The organism is Paenibacillus sp. TC-CSREp1 (genome assembly GCF_050171015.1).
Taxonomy (GTDB): Bacteria; Bacillota; Bacilli; order Paenibacillales; family Paenibacillaceae; genus Paenibacillus; species Paenibacillus silvae.
In genome coordinates, this window is record NZ_JBNOKM010000003.1 from 74,608 (window position 1) to 97,041 (window position 22,434).

Consider the following 22,434-nt stretch of genomic DNA (forward strand, 5'->3'; position numbering starts at 1 on the left):
CATGAACGTAAAACCAGTGATTATCGAAAAATATAGTGAAGATTGGCCTTTAAGGTTTTCAGAATTAAAGAAAATATTGAAAGAACACCTAGGTGATCTGGCCTTATCTATTGAACATGTAGGTAGCACTTCTGTTCCAGGTCTTGCGGCGAAGCCAATTATTGATCTTGATATCGTCATAGATTCAATGGAATTACTTCCACAGGTAATTAAGAGCTTGAACCATCTGGGTTATATTCACGAAGGAAATTTAGGAGTTGAGAACAGAGAGGCATTTGCAAGAGCGGATGACAAGGTGCCTTATACCAGAGAAAGTAATCAAAAAGCAGAACATCGTCTTTATGTTTGTAGTAAAGAGAGCGATGTTTTGTTCAATCATATTACTTTTAGAGACATCTTACGAAAACAACCTGAACTTAGTGAAGCTTATGCAATTCTAAAGAAAGAGCTCGCCGAAAAATATAAACATCATCGTGAAGACTATACCAGAGGGAAAACTGAATTTGTAATAAAGGTGATCAATGAATATAAGCAATAATACACGTTTTTAGTTGTAGTTTCTGGTGATCAAGATTTACAGGTGTACAGTTGGGAACTGATTATTCAAAAAGAGCTACAAGGGAATTTTTGAATGCGCTTCCAAATACTGCGAAGAATGGTACTTCGTCAATTACGATTTGAGAATGCAGCCGAGCAGTCGTGTTTGCTGTTTTAAGTAAGGATCATAGGGCAATTGAAAGAATATGAGGAATAGGTTTCTGAGGAGGATCAAGTCATGGACAACCCTGTACTATTAGATAATATGTTCAAGCCACTCATCTCACATACTCAGGAAGCTGTGAAGAACTATGGTGCCTCGGCGGCTTCTGTGATCGTCATTCAAGACAATCAAATCACCACGGAGTGGTACTCGGGAAAACATCATTTTAAAAGCGGTGCTCTTCAAGTTAACGCGGATTCCATGTTTAATCTATATTCCGTAAGAAAGACCTATGTTGGGCTGGCCACAGCCATTGCCGTTATAAAGAGCAGAGTGTCTATAGATACGAAGGTTGCAGATATTATCACCGATATGCCTGAAAGTGATTTGAACGGCATAACGATCAGGGATTTAGCTGCGAAAACAAGTGTTAAATATTTTGGTGCAGCTCGAATGGAACGAGAAGAAGTTGCTTCTAGGTTAATCAAAGAAATGACAGGTAGCACCATTGCAAAGCTTATAACCGAGTGTGTGTTTAAACCTTTGGAGTTATCCAATACGCAATGGGTTTCAGCACCTCATTCAAGATTGGTTTGTGATTTTCAAGCTGCAGACGGCTATGCTTCTATCCGAATTGAATCAGATGAAGGCCATGAGCGGAACTTGTACGCAAGCGCAAGAGATCTGGCATATTGGGGCAATCTTCATTTACATCAGGGCCTAAATCATAACAAACGAATCGTACCCCTTGAGGTCTTCCAACTTGTAGAGCAGCTAAGAGAGGATACAGCAGATCGAAACCGGATTTTTGGCTGGTATTATCAAAAGAACGGATATTACGCTACCGGGGCTGCCGGATGCCATTGTGTAATTGTACCTGAACTGAATGCTGTAGCGGTGCGAATGTTAAACAAATATACCCATAACTATGCGGAAGATCAGGTATCCTTTAATGAAACATTTTATAAGTGCCTTCAATCCTGATATACATAAAGAGATACAGTAAATCAAGAAATAAAACGATATTGTGAAGGAAGGTGGGATGGCGTGACGGGAGCTCGTTTGGTTCATGCAGATGAATTAGAAGATTTGTTATTGCTGTACACGTTTCTTCAGCCGAATGATCCTGTACTGGACAGGAATCCAGGTTTGGCAGATCTTTGGGCTGAGATGCTGCAGGATAAAAACATGAATATTGTTGTTGTAGAGCATGAAGGCATACTTGTTGCTTCTTGCGTCGTTGTCATCATTAGAAACCTTACTAGAAATGCAAGACCTTACGGATTGATTGAAAATGTTGTAACACATAGGGATTACAGGAGGCGGGGGTTTGGTCGACTGGCTTTAGAAAAGGCCAAGATGATCAGCCGGGAAGCCAATTGTTATAAATTAATGTTAATGACGGGTTCTCAGCGGGCAGAAGTGCATCGTTTCTATGAGCGAGCAGGGTTTACAAAGGGCAAAAAGACGGGATTTGTATTAACGATGTGAGAGATGCTTGAGACGAATTAAATAATGTTGTTTGAATCAAAACAGAGGAGTGACCACGGATGGACATTAAAAGTCAAAATGGTGATTTTCTTGGTAAAATTCAAATGCAATCGCTGGAGAGTGATCATGCTGTAGACCAGATCATACGTACGTTAAGACCTGGTGACGGGAAGGCCATTTACATTGCGGATGCTGAGGCAAACAACCAGTTTACACAGCAAACGAATTATGCGGCTGTTGAATGGCAGTACAGTTTAAATGAATTGAAGGAAGCGATGACGCATTGGCAGCCTAAGTTTCCAAGCCATGCTGAGGCTGATCACATTCAGGTTTATTACGGGTTCGATAATCTGACCACGGATGAAATTGAAGCCATGTCAGAGGAAAGCAGAATGACAGGTCAGAAGGTGGTGGTCCGGGACCTGAAACCAAATAACACACTTGTGGGTGTCCGGTTAACCTATAAAGGAGAGGGTACGTGCACACTCCATATTTTCGGCACAACCAAGAGTCGGATTCAACTTTCCGAACATGAGCTGTCTCAGGTGAAAAACCTTCTTGTGCGGGGGGCGGAAGCATTTTATTTTTCGAATCATGGAGCAGATCGCTTAATCTGGATTGAAGCAGGAAGTAGCGGTAAGGCGCTGCAGTATGAACTTATAGGCGAGCAGATGTCCGAGGCTGCTTTGATACACATTGCAGAAACGATGAAAGAAAAGAAAGATTTGACTGATCATACGATGAAGAAAACAGCCGTAGTGAGTTTGTATTTTTTGAGCGAGGCAGAGGGCGGACAGAGGGCTGTAATCAAGGAGGATTTCTCTGCACCTGTTGTGTTTGATGTGGATCAGGATTTACAGTTTGGGCTTTGGAGTGCGGTCGTGAAGTTACATAGTCAGCCTGATGAGAACAGGAAAGTCAGAGCTGATTTACATTATTTATTTCATAACTCAGCAGAAGTGCCGACCCATTTGTTAGCACCGGGAAACACGTTTTCTCTAAGAACGAACAAGGTTATTGCTAGAGGAGAGATAGAATTCATCAAAGATAGGTAGAAGAGGGGAAAACAGTGAGGTAAGAAAAACAAGAACTTGATACATTCGGACAAGTCGTCATGAGTGATGAAAGGGATCGAAGCTTCAAAAGGAACATTGACGATATCATATTCAGATGATACGATAATCCACAAAAAGCCCAAGAACGTTAAAGGTTTAATATTGAAAAACACATCACATAGATGGAAGGGAGGTGAGCCGCTATGGCACTTTCCAAACGCAGATTGCAGTTCCTGGAACAACTGGTTGACATGTATCAGCAGAGCCGTTTGCCCGTTCATTATGAAGCGTTAGCCAAGGTTCTCGGGGTGAGTAAATGGACGGCATATGATATGCTGAAGGCTATTGAAAAAGCAGGCTTTGTCACCCGTAGCTATGAGACGAATCCAAATGTGACGGGACGTTCGCAGGTGGTTTTTACACCCACGGAGAAAGCAGCGGCGCTGCTAGGGAAAGAGGCAAAGCTGGATCAGGACGGTGAACCAGAGAAGACACAGGTTAGTCTTCAATTTATTCGTGATATGCTGAGCGGGTTCAAGGACGCAAGTGCGCAAGAGCTGATAACCAAACTTCTAATTGAGATTCCTGAAACGGGCTCTAATTTCGAAATCTGCGGATACATCTCCGGCATATTAATAATATATACCAGACAATTGAATCGTCGCATGAATGCGCTAATCCGCAAATTGGTACAGGAGACTGATGGGGATCAGCCCCGGCTGCTTATATTCATTGGCACAGTGGTAGGCACAATTGTACAAATGATGAGCAAAGATGTTGGACAGGACTTAATGGTATTGGTCGGGTCATATGCGAATCGAATCCAAGCGTTAAGTCAGGCGGAGCATACGGTGCTTGCCGACTTTATTCTCGAAGCACTTGCGTAGAAGCTTCTGTGCTTAGTTTTTGGGTCTTTTGGGTGGATGGAGAAATAATGGAGAGGCGGTGTGTAGATGAAGAAGTTAGGTTTGGTTCTGGGCGGTGGGGCTGTAAGAGGGCTTGCCCATATTGGTATCTTGAAGTCTTTGGAAAAAAATCACGTTGCGGTGGATTGCATCATTGGCACAAGTATGGGCGGCGTTGTAGGTGGTTTGTATGCCGCGGGTGTGCCTGTCCATGAGATTGAGAATACACTTATTCATACACCCAAGCTTCGTTTTCTCGATCGTGGGAATTGGCTAAAGGGCATTCTGGCTGGCAACGGGATTGCACAGGTCGTGAGCGGTTTACTTGCTGAGCATGAATTGCAAGACATATGCATTGAGCAGCTACCGATTTCGTTCAAAACGATTGCTGTGGATTTGATGGAAGGCACACAAGTTACGATAGATCAGGGCGATCTGGTGACTGCGCTTCGTGCAACGTCGGCTTTTCCGGGTGTTTTCGCTCCTTTGATGTGGAATGGACGAATGCTGGTGGATGGCGGAGTTCTGAACAACTTGCCGGTAGCCAATATGAAAGAGGAAAACGTAAATTGTATACTGGCCGTAGATGTATCCAGAGAGCATGAAAAGAAGCCACCGCGTAACATGGTTGAAGTGGTCTATCGCTCCTACAGCCTGATGACTGCCGAACGAAAGCATAGCAGCCTAAGCTTGGCTGATATGGTGGTCAGACCCGATGTAGGTCCGTACGCTGCCTTTGATGTAAGCAAATCCCTTGAATGTATTGCGGCTGGGGAAGAGGCGATGGATGCGATGATGCCTGAGCTCCAACATAGACTAATGTCCGAAGAAATGAGTCTGATTTAGGAAAAATCAAGGCCTTGTCATAACCCAAACTTATTTTTGGAATGTTTTCCTTTGGAATTGATTGGGAAGGGACCCATAATAGTATAGTCAACTGTGTAATGAGGTGAAATAATGGGTGTGCAGAAAAAATATAAACGCAAGATTATTCGTGCAAATCGACTGTTTTATTGGTATGTAAAGCAGGATTTCGATGACGAAGGCGTGATGAAATTACATATCGTTTCTGAGGATAAAAAGTTTATCGTTTCTTATGAGATAGGACAATGCAGTAGAGGCCCACAAGCGTCTCCGATTTTAGTTATCCTCGGTAAGGAATTTGAAGGGTGGACCGAAGATTATATCGGCCATAGAAGAGTATTAACACCATCATGGAATGATGAGATTGTCACGCCAGGGCTAATCGGGCAGATAATCGATTGGTGTCTCTCGAAAGACAAAAAGATCAGAAGTGTGAATTGGAAAGGTGAAATGATGACTTGAGAACGAAGTAGTTTAATGAATGGGAAGACAGATATTCGACCGTTTTGTAACATTTAAAAGTAAGCTATGGAGGGTGTTATGGACATTGTAACCAAGCAGTTGAAGCTGGAAGAGCTTAGTGAATTGAAATACGAGGTGCATATGGGAGATTCCCAAGCCGTTCATTACTGCAGCATCATGATCTTGAAATTTTTGGGGGAGTATGGTTTTGGTTCAGCAGGGAACTCAGATGCCAGATATATGTGTGCGATTGGAGAAGCGGTGGTGGAAGCCTGGGAACCTTCAGGTTTGATTCTTAATTTGAGTGAACTTGCATATGAGTGGGGAGATCGGATGGAAAATGTCTTTGATATTGGTCACGCGAAATACGGGGACATTCCTTTTCCAACAGCACTTATTGTCGGAGAACGCTCGGAAGAAGCGATAAGGACATTGATTTTAGGTATATACAGTGATCAGACCATTGATGACATTGACTGGGTGCACCGAGATTTGAGTAGCGCGTGGGCGTACATTGAACAGAAACTGGCTGCGTATGATCGGGATAAACGGTTGTAGAGCATAGTTTGAACAATTGAGATGAGAAAGAAGCCCCTACCTCGGGGCTGATCTGATTAAACGTATCTTTATGACAATGGAGATGAAATTAAGAATCTTCGCCTAAATTGTACTTTTTCATAACAGAGTCGCGAAAGGCTGCGTATTCTGAACATTGTTGTGCTGTGGCGGCTTCAGGCATGCTGCTCTGACGGATGCCCTCCAGGCTGAATTTTCCCAAGCTTCCATTGATTAACCCGTAGTCGCCATAAGTATTTCGCATCAAAAAAAGTACACTTGTATCCCCCTTCTGCATTTCCACATAGCCATCGGCTGTATATTTGACGTCCCCATCCAGGCTTACGGGTTCAATGATGGTCAGGTCCTGCTGATCTGCAGGAAAATCCTCCGGTTTCTTCAATATCTTCTCAATTCGAATAGGTGTATTTGTATGAAAGGATTGCATCGTGCCATCGTCGAATGCTGTAATGACATGCTCCCGAGCCCTGAAATCTTCTGTGGCATAACCAATAACGATCAATTCCGCAAAGGCATCGAGTTTATCTATTTCATGAAAGGTTAAAGCGTTGGCTGAAAGATGTACGACTTTATTTATTGGAGCGTCTGGCTTGGTTTGACCATTTATAAATAGGATTGCGCTTGTACCTATGGAGATAATAAATACAACGAGTAATGAGAATAGTAGACCTTTCTTTTGGAAAAGAGACATGGTTTAATCCTTTCACTTAGATTTACTTCTTTGTAATGGAAATGGTTTATTTTTACTATACACATATTTAAAAATGATTGTAAATTACTTATTGTACGAGCCAGGCACTTGAGGAGGGTCCTATGAAAACGATCGTATACATGGTTAGGCATGCAGAGTCACCCTACAATGAAGGAACGGAAAGAACAAGGGGCCTTACCTTGGCGGGGCAGATGAATGCAGTCAAAGTAACAGAGATTTTGAAAAATGAAGGCATACATACGATTATTTCAAGTCCTTATGCGCGAGCTGTTCTGACCTTGGAGGGGCTGGCGAAGGCGTTAGCAATGGATATCCAGACTGTAGAGGATCTGCGGGAGAGACATTTTTCAGATGAGCTTATTGCTGATGAGGATTTCGGTCCTGCGGAGAAGATGATGTTTGGTGACCCCGATTATGCTTTACCGGGAGGTGAGTCGAATCGGGTGTGCCAGAGTAGAGCAGTGAATGTATTGAAGCAGATTTTAGTTGACTATAGGGGGAAAAAAATAGCGATCGGCACACACGGACATGTAATGACGTTAATGATGAATTCTTTTGACTCAAGTTATGGGTTAGACTTTATGCATCAGACCCGGAAGCCGGATATCTACCAACTACATTTTGAGGAGGTGAAGTTAGAGAAAGTGACAAGGCTCTGGGAAAATAACACGATATAAAAAAAAGAGAACACTTGTTCTTTCGAGTGATTTCTGGTAAAATATAGATAAGTTTGAATATGGAGGCGTGTCTTTTGCAATCTTCGGAGCTTGTCCGTCAATTTATGAATTGTTTTAATCAACTGAATGTATACGATATTTCCCCTGTGTTTGAAACGAATATGCCAGGATTTCATCATCATCCGTCCCTCGGTATTGTGGAGAATCATCGTAACTTTTGCCATCACGGGTACTATGCACAGACGTTAATTATATCAGAGCACACGGGCTCACACGTAGATGCCCCGGTTCATTGTCATGGAGAGAAGGCAACGATTGATCAGCTTCCGATAGATTGTCTAATTGGTCCTTACAAGAAATACGATCTGGTAAACTATGCTCTTGAAGCAGGCAAACCTGTTGGAATAGATATACTCCGAGAGGTAGAGGAGCGGGATCACTTTTCTGTTCAGGCCGGGGATATTGTACTGATTGACTTTGGCTGGGATCAATACTATAAACCGGACGCGAGTGGCAAGGAAAGAGACTGGTGGGGGAAAAATGAACCAGGTTTAACCAGTGAAGTATGCCAGTACTTTTACGAATCGGGAATTAAAGCTATTGGAGCAGATACCCCAGGGGTAGATATTTGTATGGTGAATGGGGAAATTCTGAGCGCTCCAGGTCATTCTAAATATTTTTTACCCAACAAGATTTTGATTATGGAAGGCTTCAGCAGAATGAATCAGGCCCCGTCAACAGGCGTATTCATGGCACTACCTTTGAAAATTAAAAACGGATCTGGCTCACCGATTCGCCCGATATTGCTGGCTTATGAATGATCAAAGGAGAAGAGCGATGATTTCAATTCAACCTGTTGAATACGAACAAAAAACTATTTTATAAAATATGTTCTGGTAGGGAGAACAAACCAAATCATAAGGGGGATTTATATGGAACGAGGTCTTATTATATTCTTGAACGGAACGTCAAGCTCGGGAAAATCAAGCATCGCGGAGGAAATGAAAAAGCAGGCAGAAGTCCCATTACATCATCTGTCTGTAGATCAATTTTTCCTGAATTATGAGCAGTTTATCGACAATACATACCCGGATATGCAACCTACAAGAGAATTAGATGCAAATGAAATGACAGATATTCTTATTGACCCGATTGGCTCATTATACTATGCAACTATTAAATTGTTCTCGGAGATGGGCTTGAATGTCATCGTGGATACGGTCATCTCCAACGACAAGTTTTTCAATGATTTTTATGATGTGATTGCAGATTATCCGATTATGTTTGTAGGCGTGCGTTGCTCGAAAGAAGAACTCACCCGAAGAGAGCAGAGAAGGGGAAATCGCGCAGCTGGACTTGCTCTTTCTCAATTCGATTATGTCTATGCCTATGAAGAATATGATCTGGAAGTGAACACAGAAGAACTCAGCTCAGCTGCATGTGCCGAGAAAATACTGCAATACATGCAGTCCGATCAGAAATACTCGGCCTTTAAGAAAATAAATCGAAGAGACTGAAGGAGATGAAGGGTGATGGGTAAAGAGCTTTCAAGATCATTTGACATTGAAGTAGTAAATAGGGAATATAAGCTCGTAGGCCTGTGTGAGACGGGGAATTTTCCAGATGCATTCCCTGAGCTCGCGGTTGAGGTTCAACGTGCATTCTGGGATCGTAGAAAGAAAATTAAACATGGAAAAGATTACGAAGTATTATTTAGTCCATTCATGTGTAATGGCATTATAGCTACGTATTTTGGTTGTGTCGAGGTGACAGAGATTGCGGATGTTCCTGAAGGAATGTTGGCTTTTGTACTGCCAGAAACCACTTATGTCAAAGTCCTGTGTACGAATAAAACCATTGGAGAAGGCCACGATAAGCTTCATGAATGGATCAGGCAGAATGGATATGAACCTCAATTATACGGTTCGAGTCAGATCGAGATTTATTATATCGATGAAGAAGCAGATGAAGAGCCTGTCGAAATCCTCTTTCCAGTCAGCAAAGTTAACCCATAATATAGAATAAACGAGATGATAACAGTTCGGAAGGTATGGATTCCTTGGGGTAGGGAATCCATACCTTTCTTTTTTGAACAAGTTCATTGATGCACCAGATATGAAGGCTGCCGCTTTCATGTTAGCCAAGCGACTTGGCTACCTATGGGCGGCCCCGCGGGTGACTGCGATGACGTTTCATCCTCAACATGTGACTTGGGCGTAATCGCACCCATTGAATATTTTATTTATATATAGAATTGTTCTATAAGTAAACCCGTTGACGATATTCCTGTTGGAATGCTATTTTTATATAAATTAATTCCTAGTTAACATGTAAGAATTAATGGTTTAAAAATAACGGTAAACATAACGGGGGAGAAAAACATGAAAAAATGGTCTGTTCTAACACTTACAACTGCAATCGTATTAGCGCTGACAGGATGCAGCACCGGGGGAGACACAAAGACGGCATCGGGAGCTGACGGAGCGAAAGAACCAACCAAGATTATTGTAGGAACAGGCACACAATTTCCGAATGTCGCTTTTATTGACGAAAATAACAAGCTGACGGGATATGATGTAGAACTCGTCAGAGAAATTGATAAACGACTGGATGATTATGAGTTTGATCTGCAGACGATGGAGTTCACGAACTTGCTGCTCAGCCTTGAAACAAACAAGATTGACATGGTAGCGCATCAGATGGAGAAAAATCCGGAGCGCGAAGAGAAATATTTATTTAATAAAGAAGCGTATTCTCACTGGAAGAACAAAATAGCTGTTCTCAAAGATGACAATACGATTCATTCCATCGATGATCTGAAAGGCAAAAAAGTGTTAACGACCGCAACCAGTGCCCAGGCCATCTTGCTGGAAAACTACAACAAGGAACACAACAACGCACTTGATATTGTGTATTCAAGCGGTGTGGCGAACGATTCTATCGCACAGCTCAAGGCTGGACGGGTTGCAGCGTTTGTAGCGGCGGACTTTACACTTCCACTCGTAGATCCTAATGGCGATCTGAAGCTGGTGGGTCCACCACTTAGTGAATCGGACACCCTGTTTATGTTCCGCAAAGACGATCCGGACGAGCAAAAGCTCGCTGACCGCATCGATGAAGCGCTGAAGGAAATCAAGGCAGACGGTACGTTGAAGAAACTGAGTGAGCAGTGGCTTGGCTTTGACGCTACGCAATCAGAAAGCAAATAACACGTAGACGAAAGGCAGGTCGCAGCGATGGGTGCACCATTTGAATTCAGTTATGTCATTGACTACTTTGTAAAGCTCCTACCCACCATCAGTACTACGCTTCTAATTGTAGTTAGTGCAATGGTGTTTGGTCTAATCATCAGTTCCATCGCGGCACTGCCGCAGATGTACAATATTCCGGTGCTGAAACAGCTGTCTAAGCTGTATGTGTCCTTTTTTCGCGGTACACCGATCTTGATTCAGCTGTTTTTGTTCTATTACGGTGTTCCGGAAATTTTGGGTTTGTTCGGTATTAATGCCAACCGCGCACCTGCAATCTACTTTGTCATTCTGACTTACTCGCTCCATAGCGGAGCGTTTATGGTGGAGATGATTCGGGCTTCCGTCGCTTCCGTGGATCGGGGTCAGGTAGAAGCTGCTTATGCCATGGGCATGTCTGGCCCGCAAGCGTTCTTTCGAATTGTATTGCCGCAGGCCTATGTGACGGCATTGCCTATATTCGCCAACATGGTCATTGGCAGTCTGAAGGATACATCCCTTGCCTTCAGTGTTGGTGTCATGGAGATGACGGGCAAATCGTCTACACTGGCAACGATCTCTCGTCATTTTATTGAAGCGTATATCTCGCTGGCACTCATTTATTTTGTTTTGAGTTTTGTGCTTGAGCGGGTGTTCGGTGTGCTTGAGCGGAGAGTGCAAAAGAGGGGGTTTGCTCCGATATGAGCTTTGATCTTTCCTTTGTATGGACCGCCTTTGTGCAGCTTCTCGGTGTCATCCCGATCACACTGGCCATCACGGTAGTCTCGGTAGTCCTCGGTTTTATCATCGGCACAGCGGTTGCACTTCTCCGCCAGTTTCGTGTTCCTGTACTAAGCCAACTGGCGACTGCCTATGTTACGTTTATTCGCGGTACACCCATGATTACACATCTGCTTCTGATCTATTTCGGTCTGCCGATGATTATTGACAGCGTGTCTTCATCACTCGGGCTTGGGTTCAACTCCTCGTCCATTCCATTGATCGGCTTTGCTTACCTGTCATTCTCGATTACCGCGGGTGCGTATGCGTCAGAGATAGTCAGATCCGGCTTGCTCTCGGTGGATCGCGGGCAGATTGAAGCCGCGTATTCTCTGGGCATGACAGGGACGAAGGCACTGCGCAGAATTGTGTTGCCACAAGCCTTTGCAGCCAGTCTACCCAACATCTCAAACATGCTGATTGGCATGTTGCATGGCTCTACACTGGCATTTGCGGTATCGGTGGTGGAGATTAACGCCAAGGCGCAAATTGTCGCATCAACCAATTGGAAATTTTTTGAGGCTTACGTGGCGGCAGCCCTTATTTTCTGGGGTCTGACCATCATGATTGAAAGACTGACCGCAGTGGCAGAGAAGCGGTTCAGGTCGTACAGCCGGGGAGGCGTGTCATGATTGAACTAAAGCAAATACACAAAAGCTTCGGAGACAATAAGGTGCTGTCAGGAATTAATCTGAATGTAGCGCGCGGAGAGGTCGTTGCGATTCTGGGACCCAGTGGATCAGGAAAAACAACGCTGCTACGCTGCATGAACTATTTGGAAAAACCAGATTCCGGGCATATCACACTGGGTGATTTTACCTTGGATTACGGGAAGCACACCAAAAAAGACATCCATGCCTTACGCCAAAAATCAGCGATGGTCTTCCAGCAATATAATCTGTTCCGCCATAAAACAGCGCTGCAAAATGTGATGGAAGGACTTGTGGCTGTCCGTAAAGTGCCAAAAGATGAAGCGAGAACGCGAAGTGTTGCCTTGCTTGAAAAAGTAGGTCTCGGAAACAAGCTCGATTCATACCCTAGTCAGCTTTCAGGTGGACAGCAACAACGCGTCGGGATTGCACGGGCGCTGGCGATGAATCCGGAGGTTATTCTGTTTGACGAACCGACCTCCGCGCTGGACCCGGAACTTGTAGGTGAGGTGCTGGCGGTTATTCGCCAGATTGCGGAGGAAGGCATAACGATGATCATCGTGACTCACGAGATGGGCTTTGCACAGGAAGTGGCGAACCACGTTGTATTTATGGATGGCGGGGTCATTGTCGAAGAGGGAGAGCCAAAGCAGTTGTTCCGCTATCCGAAGGAAGAACGGACGAAGCAGTTTCTCAAACGCATTACACCGGATAGTGCGTATTCCATATAAGAAAACGGGATAAGAAACATCAAAAGGAATATCTAAGGGGGAAGAAAAATGTCATTTACATTAGGGATTTTGGATCAAAGCATTGTATTTCCGGGCCAGTCGGCTGCGGAGGCGTTGAAAAATACCGTAGAAGTGGCGAAGCTTGCAGAATCACTTGGATATGACCGATTTTGGGTAGCAGAACATCATGACTCGGAAGGTGTTGCCGGATCCTCGCCAGAAGTGCTCGTTTCGTATCTGCTCGCACAGACTCAAAAAATCCGTATCGGCTCCGGTGGTGTCATGCTCCAGCATTATAGCCCATATAAGGTGGCGGAAAACTTCAATGTACTTGCGACATTGGCTCCGGGGCGGGTTGAAATAGGGATCGGGCGTGCTCCAGGCGGCTTGCCTCGTTCCACGAAGGCGTTGCAAAAGGGAATTGCAGAACCGGAAACGCTGGATGACAAACTGGTAGAACTGAGAAACTTCCTGAACGCTCCGGCAGGAGAAACCCATGCGCAACCAGGACTGACAGCTCATCCGTTACCGGGCCAGCCTGCACGTATTTACATGCTCGGCACGAGTGTTTCCAGTGCGGAACTTGCAGCAAAGCAGGGGCTTCCTTATGCGTTCGCGCTGTTTATCAACAGTGATCCCGAGACGGCACGCGCTGCGCTGGATACGTACCGTACGCAGTTTAACACGGAACATGGCGGAGAGCCTGAAGCTATTCTGGCTTTGTCGGTCATTGCAGCAGATACGGAGGAAGAGGCTAATGCGCTGGCGGGACAGCACAAAACGGTGCGTGCAACGCTGGAGAGTGGCAAAACCGTGAATGTGCAAACGTTGGAGCAGGCGGCGGAATTTGCAAGGCAAGCGGGAGAAACATATACGGCGGTTGAGCGCGAAGCGGACATTACACGTGGCACCAAGGAAACCGTGCGGAAGCGACTGCTTGAGCTGTCGAAGGAATACGGCGTAAACAGCTTTGTGTTTACAACCATTATTCCCGATTTTGAACAACGGAGACGTTCATTCCAATTGCTGAAAGAAGCATTTACGGGGGAACTGGTGTAAGCACAGCAATTCCTGTCATCCGTATTTAAGTTAAACTTATATAGATCGGAGAGCGGTAATTATGGGGAAAACAACAGTGAAGACAGAATCGATTATATCGGCATATGTACACGCTTATGAAGAGATTGAACAGGAGATTGCGGGGCTGACCGAGCAGCAGTTGAAGTGGAAGTCTTCTCCATCCTCCTGGAGTGTTACCGAAGTGCTGGCACATCTGGTGGATCATAGCATCGTCGTTTCCTTTCGCATCCGGGAAATATTAGCGGGATCACAGGCGACGCTGCCTGGTTTTAATCAGGAAGCGTGGATTGTCGGACAAAAAGCAAATGAGGAGCAGATTTCTCAGCTGATTACGATTGCCAATGGTCTGGTTCAGTACAACTCAGGATTACTGGAGCGGCTGAGTGATGAAGAATGGGAGAAAACTGGAGTTAACTTCAAAGGAGAGACGGTATCTCTAGCTGTGATCATTCCGGGTTTTGTCGCTCATGTGCAGAACCATCTCAACCAGATTCGCAGAATCAAGCAAGCAGCAGCTGAAAAGCAGGTGCAGTAATGGCAAACACAGAGGCGCAATCAGTGGACAGCCAACACCCGAATTCGGGTACGGGCAGCCGAGAACTGATTATCAGGGAAGCGGCTGCCAATGAAGGTCATTTGCTGGAGGCCGTCCTGTATGAAGCATACAGTCAATATGAACAGGAGCTTCCTCAGGATGCCTGGTTTGCCTATAAAGCGGGCATTGCAGAAGCGATCCGGAAATCATCAACGATTGCCAAGCTTGTCGCAGAGCTGGATGGAGAAATCGTCGGCAGCGTATTTGTGTATGACTCATCCGAGACGGCATACGGCAATGCAGCGCTAGGCATCCATTCCCCGATTATTCGTCTGCTGGGCGTAACTGGCAAGGCTCGCGGAAGAGGTGTGGCAACAGAGCTTATTCGGGCCAGTGTCAAACTGGCGAGGGAACGAGGTGCGGACACGTTGTACCTTCACACCTCGGACATGATGGGGTCGGCGATTCGTCTTTATGAACGTCTGGGGTTTGAACGAGCGTTGGATAAGGAGTTTATGACAGGGGGAAACACGCTGGTCAAAAGCTATCGCTTGCAGCTTGCCGACACCTCATTGCTTCAATAACGGATCGATGCGGGAGGTTGACTGTGAGCAAAGCGAAACAGCTTGAGCTAGGCAGCATTATTTTGGGTGTAGGCGGCACAATGTCCAGTTGGCGTCATCCCAGTGTGCCGATGGATGCCAGCGGAAATATGATGAGGTTGTGCAAATCCGTGAACTTATGATGAACGGACCGATCCCGAACCGAATAGAAACAGCCAAAGCGTATTAGTATCGCCTCGGCTGTTTTTTTGATTTTATTTTAACCGATTTACATTATAATGAAATTTTATTAGGTGTTATATAGGTTGAACTAAAGATTTTACTGAAGGAGGAGCCATGAATACAGAAGAGCATATTCAACAAATGTTACATACAATTATTGAAAATACACAAGCCATCATTAACGATCAAGGAAAGCGGTCCTTTGGCTCTCTGGAATATTTCCTGGGACATATTTTAGAGTATCGAGATGAGAAGCAATACCTGACAGAGGAGTGGCATATCCGTACACCGCGCTGGCTGGGGGAGTATGGCAATACGCCGGAGGAAGAAGAACTTCTTGCAGACATTTACCGTCTGCATGCTTACATTGCTGAAAAATTAAAAGGTGGATAGTGAATGGGGAAAATATGAATCATCATGTCGCATTAGTCCGACTAAAATGTCGCAAAAGTACATGGTAACACGATACACAGATCGTTTATACTCTCTTTATGTTTCGATAATGAAAATCATTATCACTAGTATACATAAGGGGGATTTACAAATGAAACAAGGAACAAAGGGGCAAATGGCCGGAAGCAAAGGTTATACTGCTCACAAATCACGATTACTGATGGGCTTGATGCTGGCCCTGATTCTAGTCCTGACGGCGTGCGGTGCCGGAACAGGTACAGATAGCGGTAAACAATCTGCGGCAACACCTTCGGATACACCTGCGAGTACAGAGACGAAGACCGACGGTGCTTTTCCAGTAACGATCAAGGGCATGAAGGGTGACATCACTCTAAACGAAAAACCGAAAAGAATTGCAGTTCTCGATGTTAAGTTTTTGGATCAAATGTTAGCGGTTGGCGAAAAGCCAGCGGGTAGTGTTATCGCTGGAGGGAACACCGATTTTCCAGAATACTTGGGAGACCAGCCAAATGGCGTAGAAGTTCTGGGTACACGGGACGAGCCTAACCTGGAAGCCATTGTAGCACTCGACCCGGATCTGATTATTATGACCGACTTCCAGGAGAAGCAGTATGAGAGTGTAAGCAAAATTGCACCTACCCTGGTACTGGATTTCTACGAAGACTGGCGCGATACGTTAGCCACTGTAGCTAAGATTACAGATAAGCAGGACGAAGCAGAGAAAGTGCGCACAGCGTATGAAGAGAAAGTGGCAGGAATGAAAACGAAACTGGCTGAGAAGCTGGGTGATGAGACGGTAGCATTGATTCGTCCGCGTAAAGAAGGTATCCGTGTTCATGGTATCGAGCACCGTACAGGCGGCATTCTGTATAATGATCTGGGCTTGAAAATGCCTGAACTCGTTGCGGGAATCAAGGATGACACTTCCGTAGAAATCTCGATGGAGAAGGTGCCTGAGATTGGGGCAGATCGTTATTTTGTCCTGTCGGATGAGCTGTTTGCCGCAGAAGCAGAGGCGATGGTGAACAATCCGGTATGGAAGTCTCTTGATGCTGTGAAAAATAACCGCACGTATGACGTAAACTCCACACTATGGATTGCGTACTACGGACCGCTTGCGATTAATCTGATTGTCGATCAGGCATCGGAAGCTCTGCTCGGATCGAATTAATATGAGCCGATATCTCTCGACAGACGTATGGAAAGAGACGGTAGAGGATCATTCGATTTTGCTTGGCGAGCCGCCTGAACATAGTGTCCGTAGCATCTCTCTGAGTGAGCTGCATGACGAAGAGGCGTGCCGAGAGTATATCCGCTGGTTTCAACATTATATCGATGCACCAGACATGAAGGTTGCCGCTTCCATGTTAGCCAAGCGACTTGGATATCTATGGACGGCTCCGCTGGTGACCGCGATGACGTTTCATCATCAGCATGTGACGTTTGAGCTGGAGAACACCTTTCTCTATCATCCGAAGCTCGAAAAACATGAGGGCGGTACACGCTTTCCTTTTCTAGCGGTGAACGAGCTTAAGGCTGAAGAACTGACGGGAGAACGGGCTGTGTGGAGGGAAAAGGCGGTCCAGGAGATGTTTGCGGTGCAGCTGACACCTCTGTTAAAGACACTTGCTGCGATTGCGCCTCTTTCGATGAGCATTCTCTGGGAGAATATCATGGTACGGATCGGGCGACTATTCGCTCCTGACGAAGGCGAGACGGAGCAAGAACGAGAGCTAATTCAGGCAGACTTTGCCTATCTCACGCAAGTGGCTTCTGGGCAAGTGTTTGGCGAGAGAAAGAATCCGTTAACCCGCTTCACCGATTGTAAGGACAATGTACATGTTGCCAAAAGCGAGCGCATCACCTGCTGTTTCTACTACCAGATGTCAGGGGAATACTGTCTCAAATGTCCGAAAATTGACAATGAGAAAGAATCTCAACTACAATGACAACAGCAACATTCTATTTTTGCTAAGGTAACTATAGAAGTTGAACGAATTATTTTCACAGGAACGGAGAGGACAGAAAAAACCTGAAAAAGCGAAGCGTTCGCCTTTATCACCAGATTTTCACCTTTAAGAAAAGGGAATCAAAAAAATCTGGGGATAACAGCGATTGGAGGGTTATTCTGTCATCGGAGTGCACGTGTAAACATCGTTTGTTCAGCTTATATAGTAGAGACATTTGCCTTAGCAAATAATGCGATTGTCAGGAGATGAGAGAAATGCCGCTGCAGGAACAGACAAGTGGTTGGAGTGATACAGCAATCAAGATGCTGGACGGATATAGCGGTACTTTGCAGACAGGCAGCGTTTTACACGAAACAGATGTAACTTCTAATGTGCTGTTGCTGGCATACGGAGGAGAAGGGGAGCTTGCAATGGATGGCGAGGGTTGCCACATTGGAGCTTCTTTTGCCTGTCATGCGGTGAAGGGATCATCCTACACGCTGACGGCCAGATCAGAGGACATTCATTATATAGTGATTAAGTACAAGGCTTCTTCCATGGAGGGAGCCTCTATTGTTATGCCTTCGTACCGAAAACACCCGCTGCGCAGAGCATTTGTGCTGAACTCGGCAGCCCACGCGGAATGGATCGAGAATGCGGAAAAAATCGTGGCCAAATGGCGCCGCGGTGAAGGACTGGAACGCTTCTATGCGAACGCGTTGCTCCAGGGCATGATTTACGAGCTGATCATGGCATATGAACGGGGGCAGGGGGGAGCGGAGTCTGATATGGTGGATGTGGTCGCTTCTTATATTGCGTCACACTATCGTCAGAACCTGGAGCTGAAAGAGCTGGCTGTCCTTGCGGGCTGTAGCGTAAGACAATTGCAGCGTCGTTTCAAACAAGAAAAGCAGCTTGGACCGATGGAGTATGTTATTCAACTGCGCATGGAAAGTGCTTCACGCATGCTGCGTCATACGGATGCTTCCATAGGAGAAATTGCCGACAAACTGGGCTATCGTGATATGTATTATTTCAGCAGAGCATTTAAAAAGTATTACGGCGTTCCACCGCTGCATTATCGGCATGCCGCCGCTTCGAGAACCGATGCAGACTATGCGAATGCTTTATTGCAAAACCGCACAGCTTCATCCTATGAATCAGCCCAAGGCCCGGTCATCTGTCATATGCAGGGGGAGTACACCGTCACCGAAACACCCCAGCGTATCGCTGTACTCGATGTGCAGTATGCCGATCATTTGCTTGCACTAGGCTTGTCTCCGGTGGGCAGTGTTGGACTGGGAAGCGCGGTATTAACGTTTCCTCAATCCCTCCGGGCAGGACTCCAGTACACCGAATTACTAGGTACATATGAATATCCCGATCTGCCTGCGGTGGAACGACTTGCGCCGGATCTGATTATCTGCACTGAGGTACATGAGCAGTATCTTGAACGGTTAAGTGGGATCGCTCCAGTGCTCATGTTTAAACGTAATGAAAACTGGCAGACCATCCTGAGTCTGTTCGGTGAACTGACAGGCAAACGAGCAGAAGCCAAGCAGATTATTGCGGACTATCTTCGTAGAACGGCTTTGCTGTCCGAAGAACTGGCTTCGGTATTGGCAGGCAAAAGTGTAGCCCTGATCCGTCCGCTGGACTCTCTCGTTCGCGTGCATTCAGCCGCTCATCGCACAGGAGCTGTACTGTACCGTGATTTGGGTTTGCCAGTTCCGTTATTTGTTGCAGACACCTCTGATACGGCCTATCATATCTCGGTTGAGAGATTACCAGCAGTGCAGGCAAGTCACTACTTTTTGCTGAGTAATGAGTTTATGCAGGATGGGATATCAGCAACAGAGGAGCGGGTTTTGGGGATGCTTGGTGGGGGAGAAGAGCAACGAGTGTATTCGGTGGATGCCGCGACCTGGATTGGGTGCTATGGGCCGGTGGGGATCAATGGGATTGTGGATCAGGTTGAGAAGGTTTTGTTGGGGTGAGGAGGAGTTAATTAAAAGAGACCGTTCCTTGTTAATGGAAGTATGGGCAAGCAGTACACCCAAGGGAACGTTCTCGTTATATATTCACATACTTTGAATTAACCCTACTTGAGATATAGATTTTCCAGTGAATAAACTTACTCAGATCAACGTAATGCATACATAAATTTAACTATAATATTAAAACTTGTAATGAAGGTGTGATTAATCAATTTTTTTGGATTTGGTATAATTTGTTTCAGGTGAGATGAAAGGAGAACAATAAGTTGGAAAAAAGGTTCGGAATATTAGTATTGTTAAGCGTAGTTCTACTCTCAGCGTGTGGATTGGATAAACAGGAACCAGTTAATCAGAATGCTGAACCTACTAGTCAACAAGAAACTAGTCAATCAGGAGAGAATTCTAACGAAGTTTTAATTGAGGCAACAGAAGATGAGGAAGTAAAACTGTATGCAAACAAAGAAAAGAATCAGGTTATTGAAAGTGCAGCATTGGACGTTAATGGGGTAAAAAAGAATTTTGGTTGGACAGTTCCTAATACGGGTACAAAACCGCAGCTGTTTTATACGGACTTAACGGGTGATGGTGAGGAAGAGGCTGTAGTTATTATCCAAACAGGTAAAGGAACCGGTTTAGATAACTTTGAAATTCATGTTATTAATGCTTCTGATTTATCCGAAATCAAGGTACAAAGCTATGAAAATATCGTGTCTAATCATATAAAATCAAAAGTTGTTAAAAGTGATGATGGAATAGCTGTTTCAGTTATAACGCAAGGAAAAGAACTGAAGTTTGAAAATAAATCTGCTGTACCAGCACCAGATCAGAAGGAATTAGCTTTTGGTGGTGTAGTTATTTATACACTTGAGAATCAAACAATAAAGCTATCCATCCCTGGTTCTGTCGGAGAGTCACCAATATTTGTGTGTGACTTTAATGTTTTATATAAATATGACAACGCCAAAAATGAATTTATTGTTGATACAATTGAAGCAAAACCCATCAAATAGTAATAAGGAACGGGGCTGTCCCATAAGTTATAAAATGGCTAGGACCAGCCCCGTTCTACCAAACAATAAAAATGAAAAGCAGTGCTATACTTTGTCGCATAGTCGCCTCCAATAACTAAAACGTGAATAAGGCGGAGTAGGCCTTATTTACGCAGTGAAATGCTAAAAATTATTTGAAATCTAGATTTTTTTTACATATGTATTAGATACAAATATTTACATCTAATTTTTTTATAAGTTAATTTATAAAAATTAACAATTATATTACATTGAACTGATAATTCATAAAGTGATCACGAAAGTTCGGAGAGATTATCTCAATTCAGTTGAATGAGAATGTGGGTTACTGGAAGATTGCCCACAGCTTGTGCGAGGAGATTGGAAAATCTCAACACATCCATTCCGATGATCCTGTCCAAGTCATGCCTTCATATGGACGCATTATCCTCGCTCGTAGATCAGCCTTGCCTCAATGTCAGCTCGTTCGGATCTCTTAAACATTTCATGGACACCATGGCATCCACTAAGATGTTGCATACCCACAGAAGTTCGGCGGTAATCTGATTAACTTTGCGAATGACTTCTTGTGTAATATACTTAGTATATTAATATTATGATGTCAGGGTGGTCTTGTGGAATTGCATTTATACGAGCAGATATATGTCTATATTGTACAAGAGATCAAAGAAGGTCGATTAAAAGAAGGAGACCGAGTCTCTTCTGAAAAAGAGTTGGCTGAACAATTTGGCGTCAGTCGTATTACATCTAAAAAGGCTCTGGAGAAATTGGCCGATTCCGGGGTGATCAAACGAATACAAGGAAAAGGTTCATTTGTGGCCGATAGTATAATTGGAGGACAAGAACCGAAGCATTATTCAGAGGTAAAAACGACCTTGGTTCCTGAGGATGATAAGCGATTGATCGGTTTTATTATACCGAATTTTTCTGACGAGTTTGGCCTGCAGCTTCTTAGATCGATGGAAAAGCGGAGCGCTGAGCACAATTATCAACTCATTATCAAGCGAACATGCGGGGATCGGGATGAGGAAAAACGTGCGATCGACTTATTTATGGGTTTAGGCATCAAGGGATTAATCGTGACCCCCATTCATGGTCAACACTATAATTCGGAACTGCTTCGGCTTGTATTAGATCGGTTTCCAATTGTTTTGGCCGATAGATATCTTAAAGGAATTCCGGTTTGCTCGGTATACACAGACAATAAGAAAGCAGCCATGGATCTTACGCGACATCTGATTAACAAAGGACATAAAAAAATTGCCTTTTTATCTCCGCCGGAAGAAAACACTTCAACATTGGAGGAAAGGCTGCTCGGATATACGTTTGCCTTCACCCAGGAAGGGATGAATTTGAACAAAGATTATGTATTGACGAACCTGAAGGGCACCCTTCCTATGAACATAAATGGAACAGCGATTGAAAGTGATAAGGAAACAATAAAGCATTTTTTGAAACAACACCCTGATGTAAAGGCGTTTGTCGCGTCGGAATTTCTAATAGCTACCATGCTGGCTCAAGTCATCCACTCGATGGGGAAATCTCTGGAGGAATTCGAGATTGTTTGTTTCGACTCCCTGAATGATTACTTGGGTCAACCCATCTTCACTCATATTAAGCAGGATGAGAAGCGGATGGGTGAATTGGCGGTGGATATGCTAATCTCTCAGCTGCATGGAGCAGCAGTTCCCGAGCTGAACATTATTGAACATCGTATGGTCGTGAAAAATAACACATAGGGTGAATACAAACTCAGTGCAACTCAACAAAATCAAGGATATTTTTCAATGTGTCGAGAAGTCCTCAGGGGCTTTAT

At 44.6% G+C, this 22,434-nt stretch carries 27 protein-coding genes; 26 read left to right on the forward strand and 1 reads right to left on the reverse strand.

Translation table 11 applies throughout. The features are described 5' to 3' along the window. The first annotated feature begins 1 nt into the window (after position 1). The 8 genes from ACQSGY_RS04975 (at position 2) to ACQSGY_RS05010 (ending at position 6,035) form a co-directional block, all read left to right on the forward strand. On the forward strand, positions 2-538 hold the full coding sequence (locus ACQSGY_RS04975; protein WP_427050927.1) for a GrpB family protein: 537 nt from the start codon (positions 2-4) through the stop codon (positions 536-538). A 237-nt stretch (positions 539-775) separates the two neighbouring features. Beyond that, entirely contained in the window at positions 776-1,684 is a 909-nt protein-coding gene (locus ACQSGY_RS04980) for a serine hydrolase domain-containing protein (RefSeq protein ID WP_427050928.1), read from the forward strand. 63 nt (positions 1,685-1,747) lie between these two features. Beyond that, complete coding sequence (locus ACQSGY_RS04985; protein ID WP_427050929.1) at positions 1,748-2,191, forward strand: GNAT family N-acetyltransferase; 444 nt, start codon at positions 1,748-1,750, stop codon at positions 2,189-2,191. A 59-nt stretch (positions 2,192-2,250) separates the two neighbouring features. Next, positions 2,251-3,246 (forward strand): hypothetical protein, encoded by a 996-nt coding sequence (locus ACQSGY_RS04990; protein ID WP_427050930.1) that lies wholly within the window; start codon positions 2,251-2,253, stop codon positions 3,244-3,246. 203 nt (positions 3,247-3,449) lie between these two features. Further along, on the forward strand, positions 3,450-4,133 hold the full coding sequence (locus tag ACQSGY_RS04995) for an Lrp/AsnC family transcriptional regulator (protein WP_427050931.1): 684 nt from the start codon (positions 3,450-3,452) through the stop codon (positions 4,131-4,133). A gap of 66 nt (positions 4,134-4,199) precedes the next feature. Then, complete coding sequence (locus ACQSGY_RS05000; RefSeq protein WP_427050932.1) at positions 4,200-4,997, forward strand: patatin-like phospholipase family protein; 798 nt, start codon at positions 4,200-4,202, stop codon at positions 4,995-4,997. 111 nt (positions 4,998-5,108) lie between these two features. Then, positions 5,109-5,477, forward strand: a complete 369-nt coding sequence (locus ACQSGY_RS05005; RefSeq protein ID WP_427050933.1) for a hypothetical protein — start codon at positions 5,109-5,111, stop codon at positions 5,475-5,477. A 78-nt stretch (positions 5,478-5,555) separates the two neighbouring features. Then, the gene (locus tag ACQSGY_RS05010; protein WP_427050934.1) at positions 5,556-6,035 is read left to right on the forward strand and encodes a hypothetical protein; all 480 of its coding nucleotides are present in this window, start codon (positions 5,556-5,558) and stop codon (positions 6,033-6,035) included. An 88-nt stretch (positions 6,036-6,123) separates the two neighbouring features. On the opposite strand, the gene ACQSGY_RS05015 is transcribed toward ACQSGY_RS05010, so the two are convergent. Beyond that, complete coding sequence (locus ACQSGY_RS05015; RefSeq protein ID WP_427050935.1) at positions 6,124-6,744, reverse strand: hypothetical protein; 621 nt, start codon at positions 6,742-6,744, stop codon at positions 6,124-6,126. A 122-nt stretch (positions 6,745-6,866) separates the two neighbouring features. Between ACQSGY_RS05015 and ACQSGY_RS05020 the strand changes: the two genes are divergently transcribed. From ACQSGY_RS05020 to ACQSGY_RS05105, 18 genes are all read left to right on the forward strand, one after another. Continuing rightward, the gene (locus tag ACQSGY_RS05020; RefSeq protein ID WP_427050936.1) at positions 6,867-7,442 is read left to right on the forward strand and encodes a histidine phosphatase family protein; all 576 of its coding nucleotides are present in this window, start codon (positions 6,867-6,869) and stop codon (positions 7,440-7,442) included. A 74-nt stretch (positions 7,443-7,516) separates the two neighbouring features. After that, the gene (locus ACQSGY_RS05025; RefSeq protein ID WP_427050937.1) at positions 7,517-8,263 is read left to right on the forward strand and encodes a cyclase family protein; all 747 of its coding nucleotides are present in this window, start codon (positions 7,517-7,519) and stop codon (positions 8,261-8,263) included. A gap of 111 nt (positions 8,264-8,374) precedes the next feature. Continuing rightward, positions 8,375-8,959, forward strand: coding sequence for a chloramphenicol phosphotransferase CPT family protein (locus ACQSGY_RS05030; protein ID WP_427050938.1), 585 nt, complete (start codon positions 8,375-8,377; stop codon positions 8,957-8,959). Positions 8,960-8,974: 15 nt separating this feature from the next. Then, positions 8,975-9,457 carry a GyrI-like domain-containing protein gene (locus ACQSGY_RS05035; RefSeq protein WP_427051198.1) on the forward strand — a complete coding sequence of 161 codons (483 nt, stop codon included), beginning with the start codon at positions 8,975-8,977 and terminating at the stop codon, positions 9,455-9,457. Between the two features lie 366 nt (positions 9,458-9,823). Continuing rightward, positions 9,824-10,651, forward strand: a complete 828-nt coding sequence (locus ACQSGY_RS05040) for a transporter substrate-binding domain-containing protein (RefSeq protein ID WP_427050939.1) — start codon at positions 9,824-9,826, stop codon at positions 10,649-10,651. Between the two features lie 27 nt (positions 10,652-10,678). Then, a complete protein-coding gene (locus tag ACQSGY_RS05045; RefSeq protein ID WP_145403262.1) occupies positions 10,679-11,374 on the forward strand; it encodes an amino acid ABC transporter permease in 696 nt (231 codons plus the stop codon). After that, on the forward strand, positions 11,371-12,081 hold the full coding sequence (locus ACQSGY_RS05050) for an amino acid ABC transporter permease (protein WP_427050940.1): 711 nt from the start codon (positions 11,371-11,373) through the stop codon (positions 12,079-12,081). Before ACQSGY_RS05045 ends, ACQSGY_RS05050 begins: the two co-directional genes overlap by 4 nt. Beyond that, entirely contained in the window at positions 12,078-12,830 is a 753-nt protein-coding gene (locus ACQSGY_RS05055) for an amino acid ABC transporter ATP-binding protein (protein WP_111272589.1), read from the forward strand. Before ACQSGY_RS05050 ends, ACQSGY_RS05055 begins: the two co-directional genes overlap by 4 nt. Before the next feature lie 48 nt (positions 12,831-12,878). Next, complete coding sequence (locus tag ACQSGY_RS05060) at positions 12,879-13,889, forward strand: LLM class flavin-dependent oxidoreductase (protein WP_427050941.1); 1,011 nt, start codon at positions 12,879-12,881, stop codon at positions 13,887-13,889. Positions 13,890-13,950: 61 nt separating this feature from the next. Continuing rightward, positions 13,951-14,445 (forward strand): DinB family protein, encoded by a 495-nt coding sequence (locus tag ACQSGY_RS05065; protein WP_111272587.1) that lies wholly within the window; start codon positions 13,951-13,953, stop codon positions 14,443-14,445. Further along, the gene (locus tag ACQSGY_RS05070) at positions 14,445-15,029 is read left to right on the forward strand and encodes a GNAT family N-acetyltransferase (RefSeq protein WP_427050942.1); all 585 of its coding nucleotides are present in this window, start codon (positions 14,445-14,447) and stop codon (positions 15,027-15,029) included. Before ACQSGY_RS05065 ends, ACQSGY_RS05070 begins: the two co-directional genes overlap by 1 nt. 23 nt (positions 15,030-15,052) lie before the next feature. After that, entirely contained in the window at positions 15,053-15,190 is a 138-nt protein-coding gene (locus ACQSGY_RS05075) for a hypothetical protein (RefSeq protein ID WP_427050943.1), read from the forward strand. A 154-nt stretch (positions 15,191-15,344) separates the two neighbouring features. After that, positions 15,345-15,623 (forward strand): hypothetical protein, encoded by a 279-nt coding sequence (locus ACQSGY_RS05080; RefSeq protein WP_427050944.1) that lies wholly within the window; start codon positions 15,345-15,347, stop codon positions 15,621-15,623. 151 nt (positions 15,624-15,774) lie between these two features. Next, positions 15,775-16,815 (forward strand): ABC transporter substrate-binding protein, encoded by a 1,041-nt coding sequence (locus ACQSGY_RS05085; RefSeq protein WP_427050945.1) that lies wholly within the window; start codon positions 15,775-15,777, stop codon positions 16,813-16,815. A 1-nt stretch (position 16,816) separates the two neighbouring features. Beyond that, positions 16,817-17,593 carry a (2Fe-2S)-binding protein gene (locus ACQSGY_RS05090; protein WP_427050946.1) on the forward strand — a complete coding sequence of 259 codons (777 nt, stop codon included), beginning with the start codon at positions 16,817-16,819 and terminating at the stop codon, positions 17,591-17,593. Between the two features lie 275 nt (positions 17,594-17,868). Further along, entirely contained in the window at positions 17,869-19,590 is a 1,722-nt protein-coding gene (locus tag ACQSGY_RS05095; protein ID WP_427050947.1) for a helix-turn-helix domain-containing protein, read from the forward strand. A gap of 266 nt (positions 19,591-19,856) precedes the next feature. Continuing rightward, a complete protein-coding gene (locus ACQSGY_RS05100; RefSeq protein ID WP_427050948.1) occupies positions 19,857-20,600 on the forward strand; it encodes a hypothetical protein in 744 nt (247 codons plus the stop codon). A gap of 632 nt (positions 20,601-21,232) precedes the next feature. Beyond that, positions 21,233-22,357, forward strand: a complete 1,125-nt coding sequence (locus ACQSGY_RS05105; RefSeq protein ID WP_427050949.1) for a GntR family transcriptional regulator — start codon at positions 21,233-21,235, stop codon at positions 22,355-22,357. Positions 22,358-22,434 lie beyond the last annotated feature (77 nt).

Bases quoted from the DNA above. Each gene is read 5' to 3' on its own strand.
- ACQSGY_RS04990 (WP_427050930.1), top strand. From the start codon at position 2,251: ATGGACATTAAAAGTCAAAATGGTGATTTTCTTGGTAAAATTCAAATG.
- ACQSGY_RS05045 (WP_145403262.1), top strand. From the start codon at position 10,679: ATGGGTGCACCATTTGAATTCAGTTATGTCATTGACTACTTTGTAAAG.
- ACQSGY_RS04980 (WP_427050928.1), top strand. From the start codon at position 776: ATGGACAACCCTGTACTATTAGATAATATGTTCAAGCCACTCATCTCA.
- ACQSGY_RS05000 (WP_427050932.1), top strand. From the start codon at position 4,200: ATGAAGAAGTTAGGTTTGGTTCTGGGCGGTGGGGCTGTAAGAGGGCTT.
- ACQSGY_RS05080 (WP_427050944.1), top strand. From the start codon at position 15,345: ATGAATACAGAAGAGCATATTCAACAAATGTTACATACAATTATTGAA.
- ACQSGY_RS05005 (WP_427050933.1), top strand. From the start codon at position 5,109: ATGGGTGTGCAGAAAAAATATAAACGCAAGATTATTCGTGCAAATCGA.
- ACQSGY_RS05065 (WP_111272587.1), top strand. From the start codon at position 13,951: ATGGGGAAAACAACAGTGAAGACAGAATCGATTATATCGGCATATGTA.
- ACQSGY_RS05055 (WP_111272589.1), top strand. From the start codon at position 12,078: ATGATTGAACTAAAGCAAATACACAAAAGCTTCGGAGACAATAAGGTG.
- ACQSGY_RS05095 (WP_427050947.1), top strand. From the start codon at position 17,869: ATGCCGCTGCAGGAACAGACAAGTGGTTGGAGTGATACAGCAATCAAG.
- ACQSGY_RS05060 (WP_427050941.1), top strand. From the start codon at position 12,879: ATGTCATTTACATTAGGGATTTTGGATCAAAGCATTGTATTTCCGGGC.
- ACQSGY_RS05050 (WP_427050940.1), top strand. From the start codon at position 11,371: ATGAGCTTTGATCTTTCCTTTGTATGGACCGCCTTTGTGCAGCTTCTC.
- ACQSGY_RS05020 (WP_427050936.1), top strand. From the start codon at position 6,867: ATGAAAACGATCGTATACATGGTTAGGCATGCAGAGTCACCCTACAAT.
- ACQSGY_RS04995 (WP_427050931.1), top strand. From the start codon at position 3,450: ATGGCACTTTCCAAACGCAGATTGCAGTTCCTGGAACAACTGGTTGAC.
- ACQSGY_RS05090 (WP_427050946.1), top strand. From the start codon at position 16,817: ATGAGCCGATATCTCTCGACAGACGTATGGAAAGAGACGGTAGAGGAT.
- ACQSGY_RS05015 (WP_427050935.1), bottom strand. From the start codon at position 6,744: ATGTCTCTTTTCCAAAAGAAAGGTCTACTATTCTCATTACTCGTTGTA.
- ACQSGY_RS05070 (WP_427050942.1), top strand. From the start codon at position 14,445: ATGGCAAACACAGAGGCGCAATCAGTGGACAGCCAACACCCGAATTCG.
- ACQSGY_RS05030 (WP_427050938.1), top strand. From the start codon at position 8,375: ATGGAACGAGGTCTTATTATATTCTTGAACGGAACGTCAAGCTCGGGA.
- ACQSGY_RS05010 (WP_427050934.1), top strand. From the start codon at position 5,556: ATGGACATTGTAACCAAGCAGTTGAAGCTGGAAGAGCTTAGTGAATTG.
- ACQSGY_RS05085 (WP_427050945.1), top strand. From the start codon at position 15,775: ATGAAACAAGGAACAAAGGGGCAAATGGCCGGAAGCAAAGGTTATACT.
- ACQSGY_RS05035 (WP_427051198.1), top strand. From the start codon at position 8,975: ATGGGTAAAGAGCTTTCAAGATCATTTGACATTGAAGTAGTAAATAGG.
- ACQSGY_RS05040 (WP_427050939.1), top strand. From the start codon at position 9,824: ATGAAAAAATGGTCTGTTCTAACACTTACAACTGCAATCGTATTAGCG.
- ACQSGY_RS04975 (WP_427050927.1), top strand. From the start codon at position 2: ATGAACGTAAAACCAGTGATTATCGAAAAATATAGTGAAGATTGGCCT.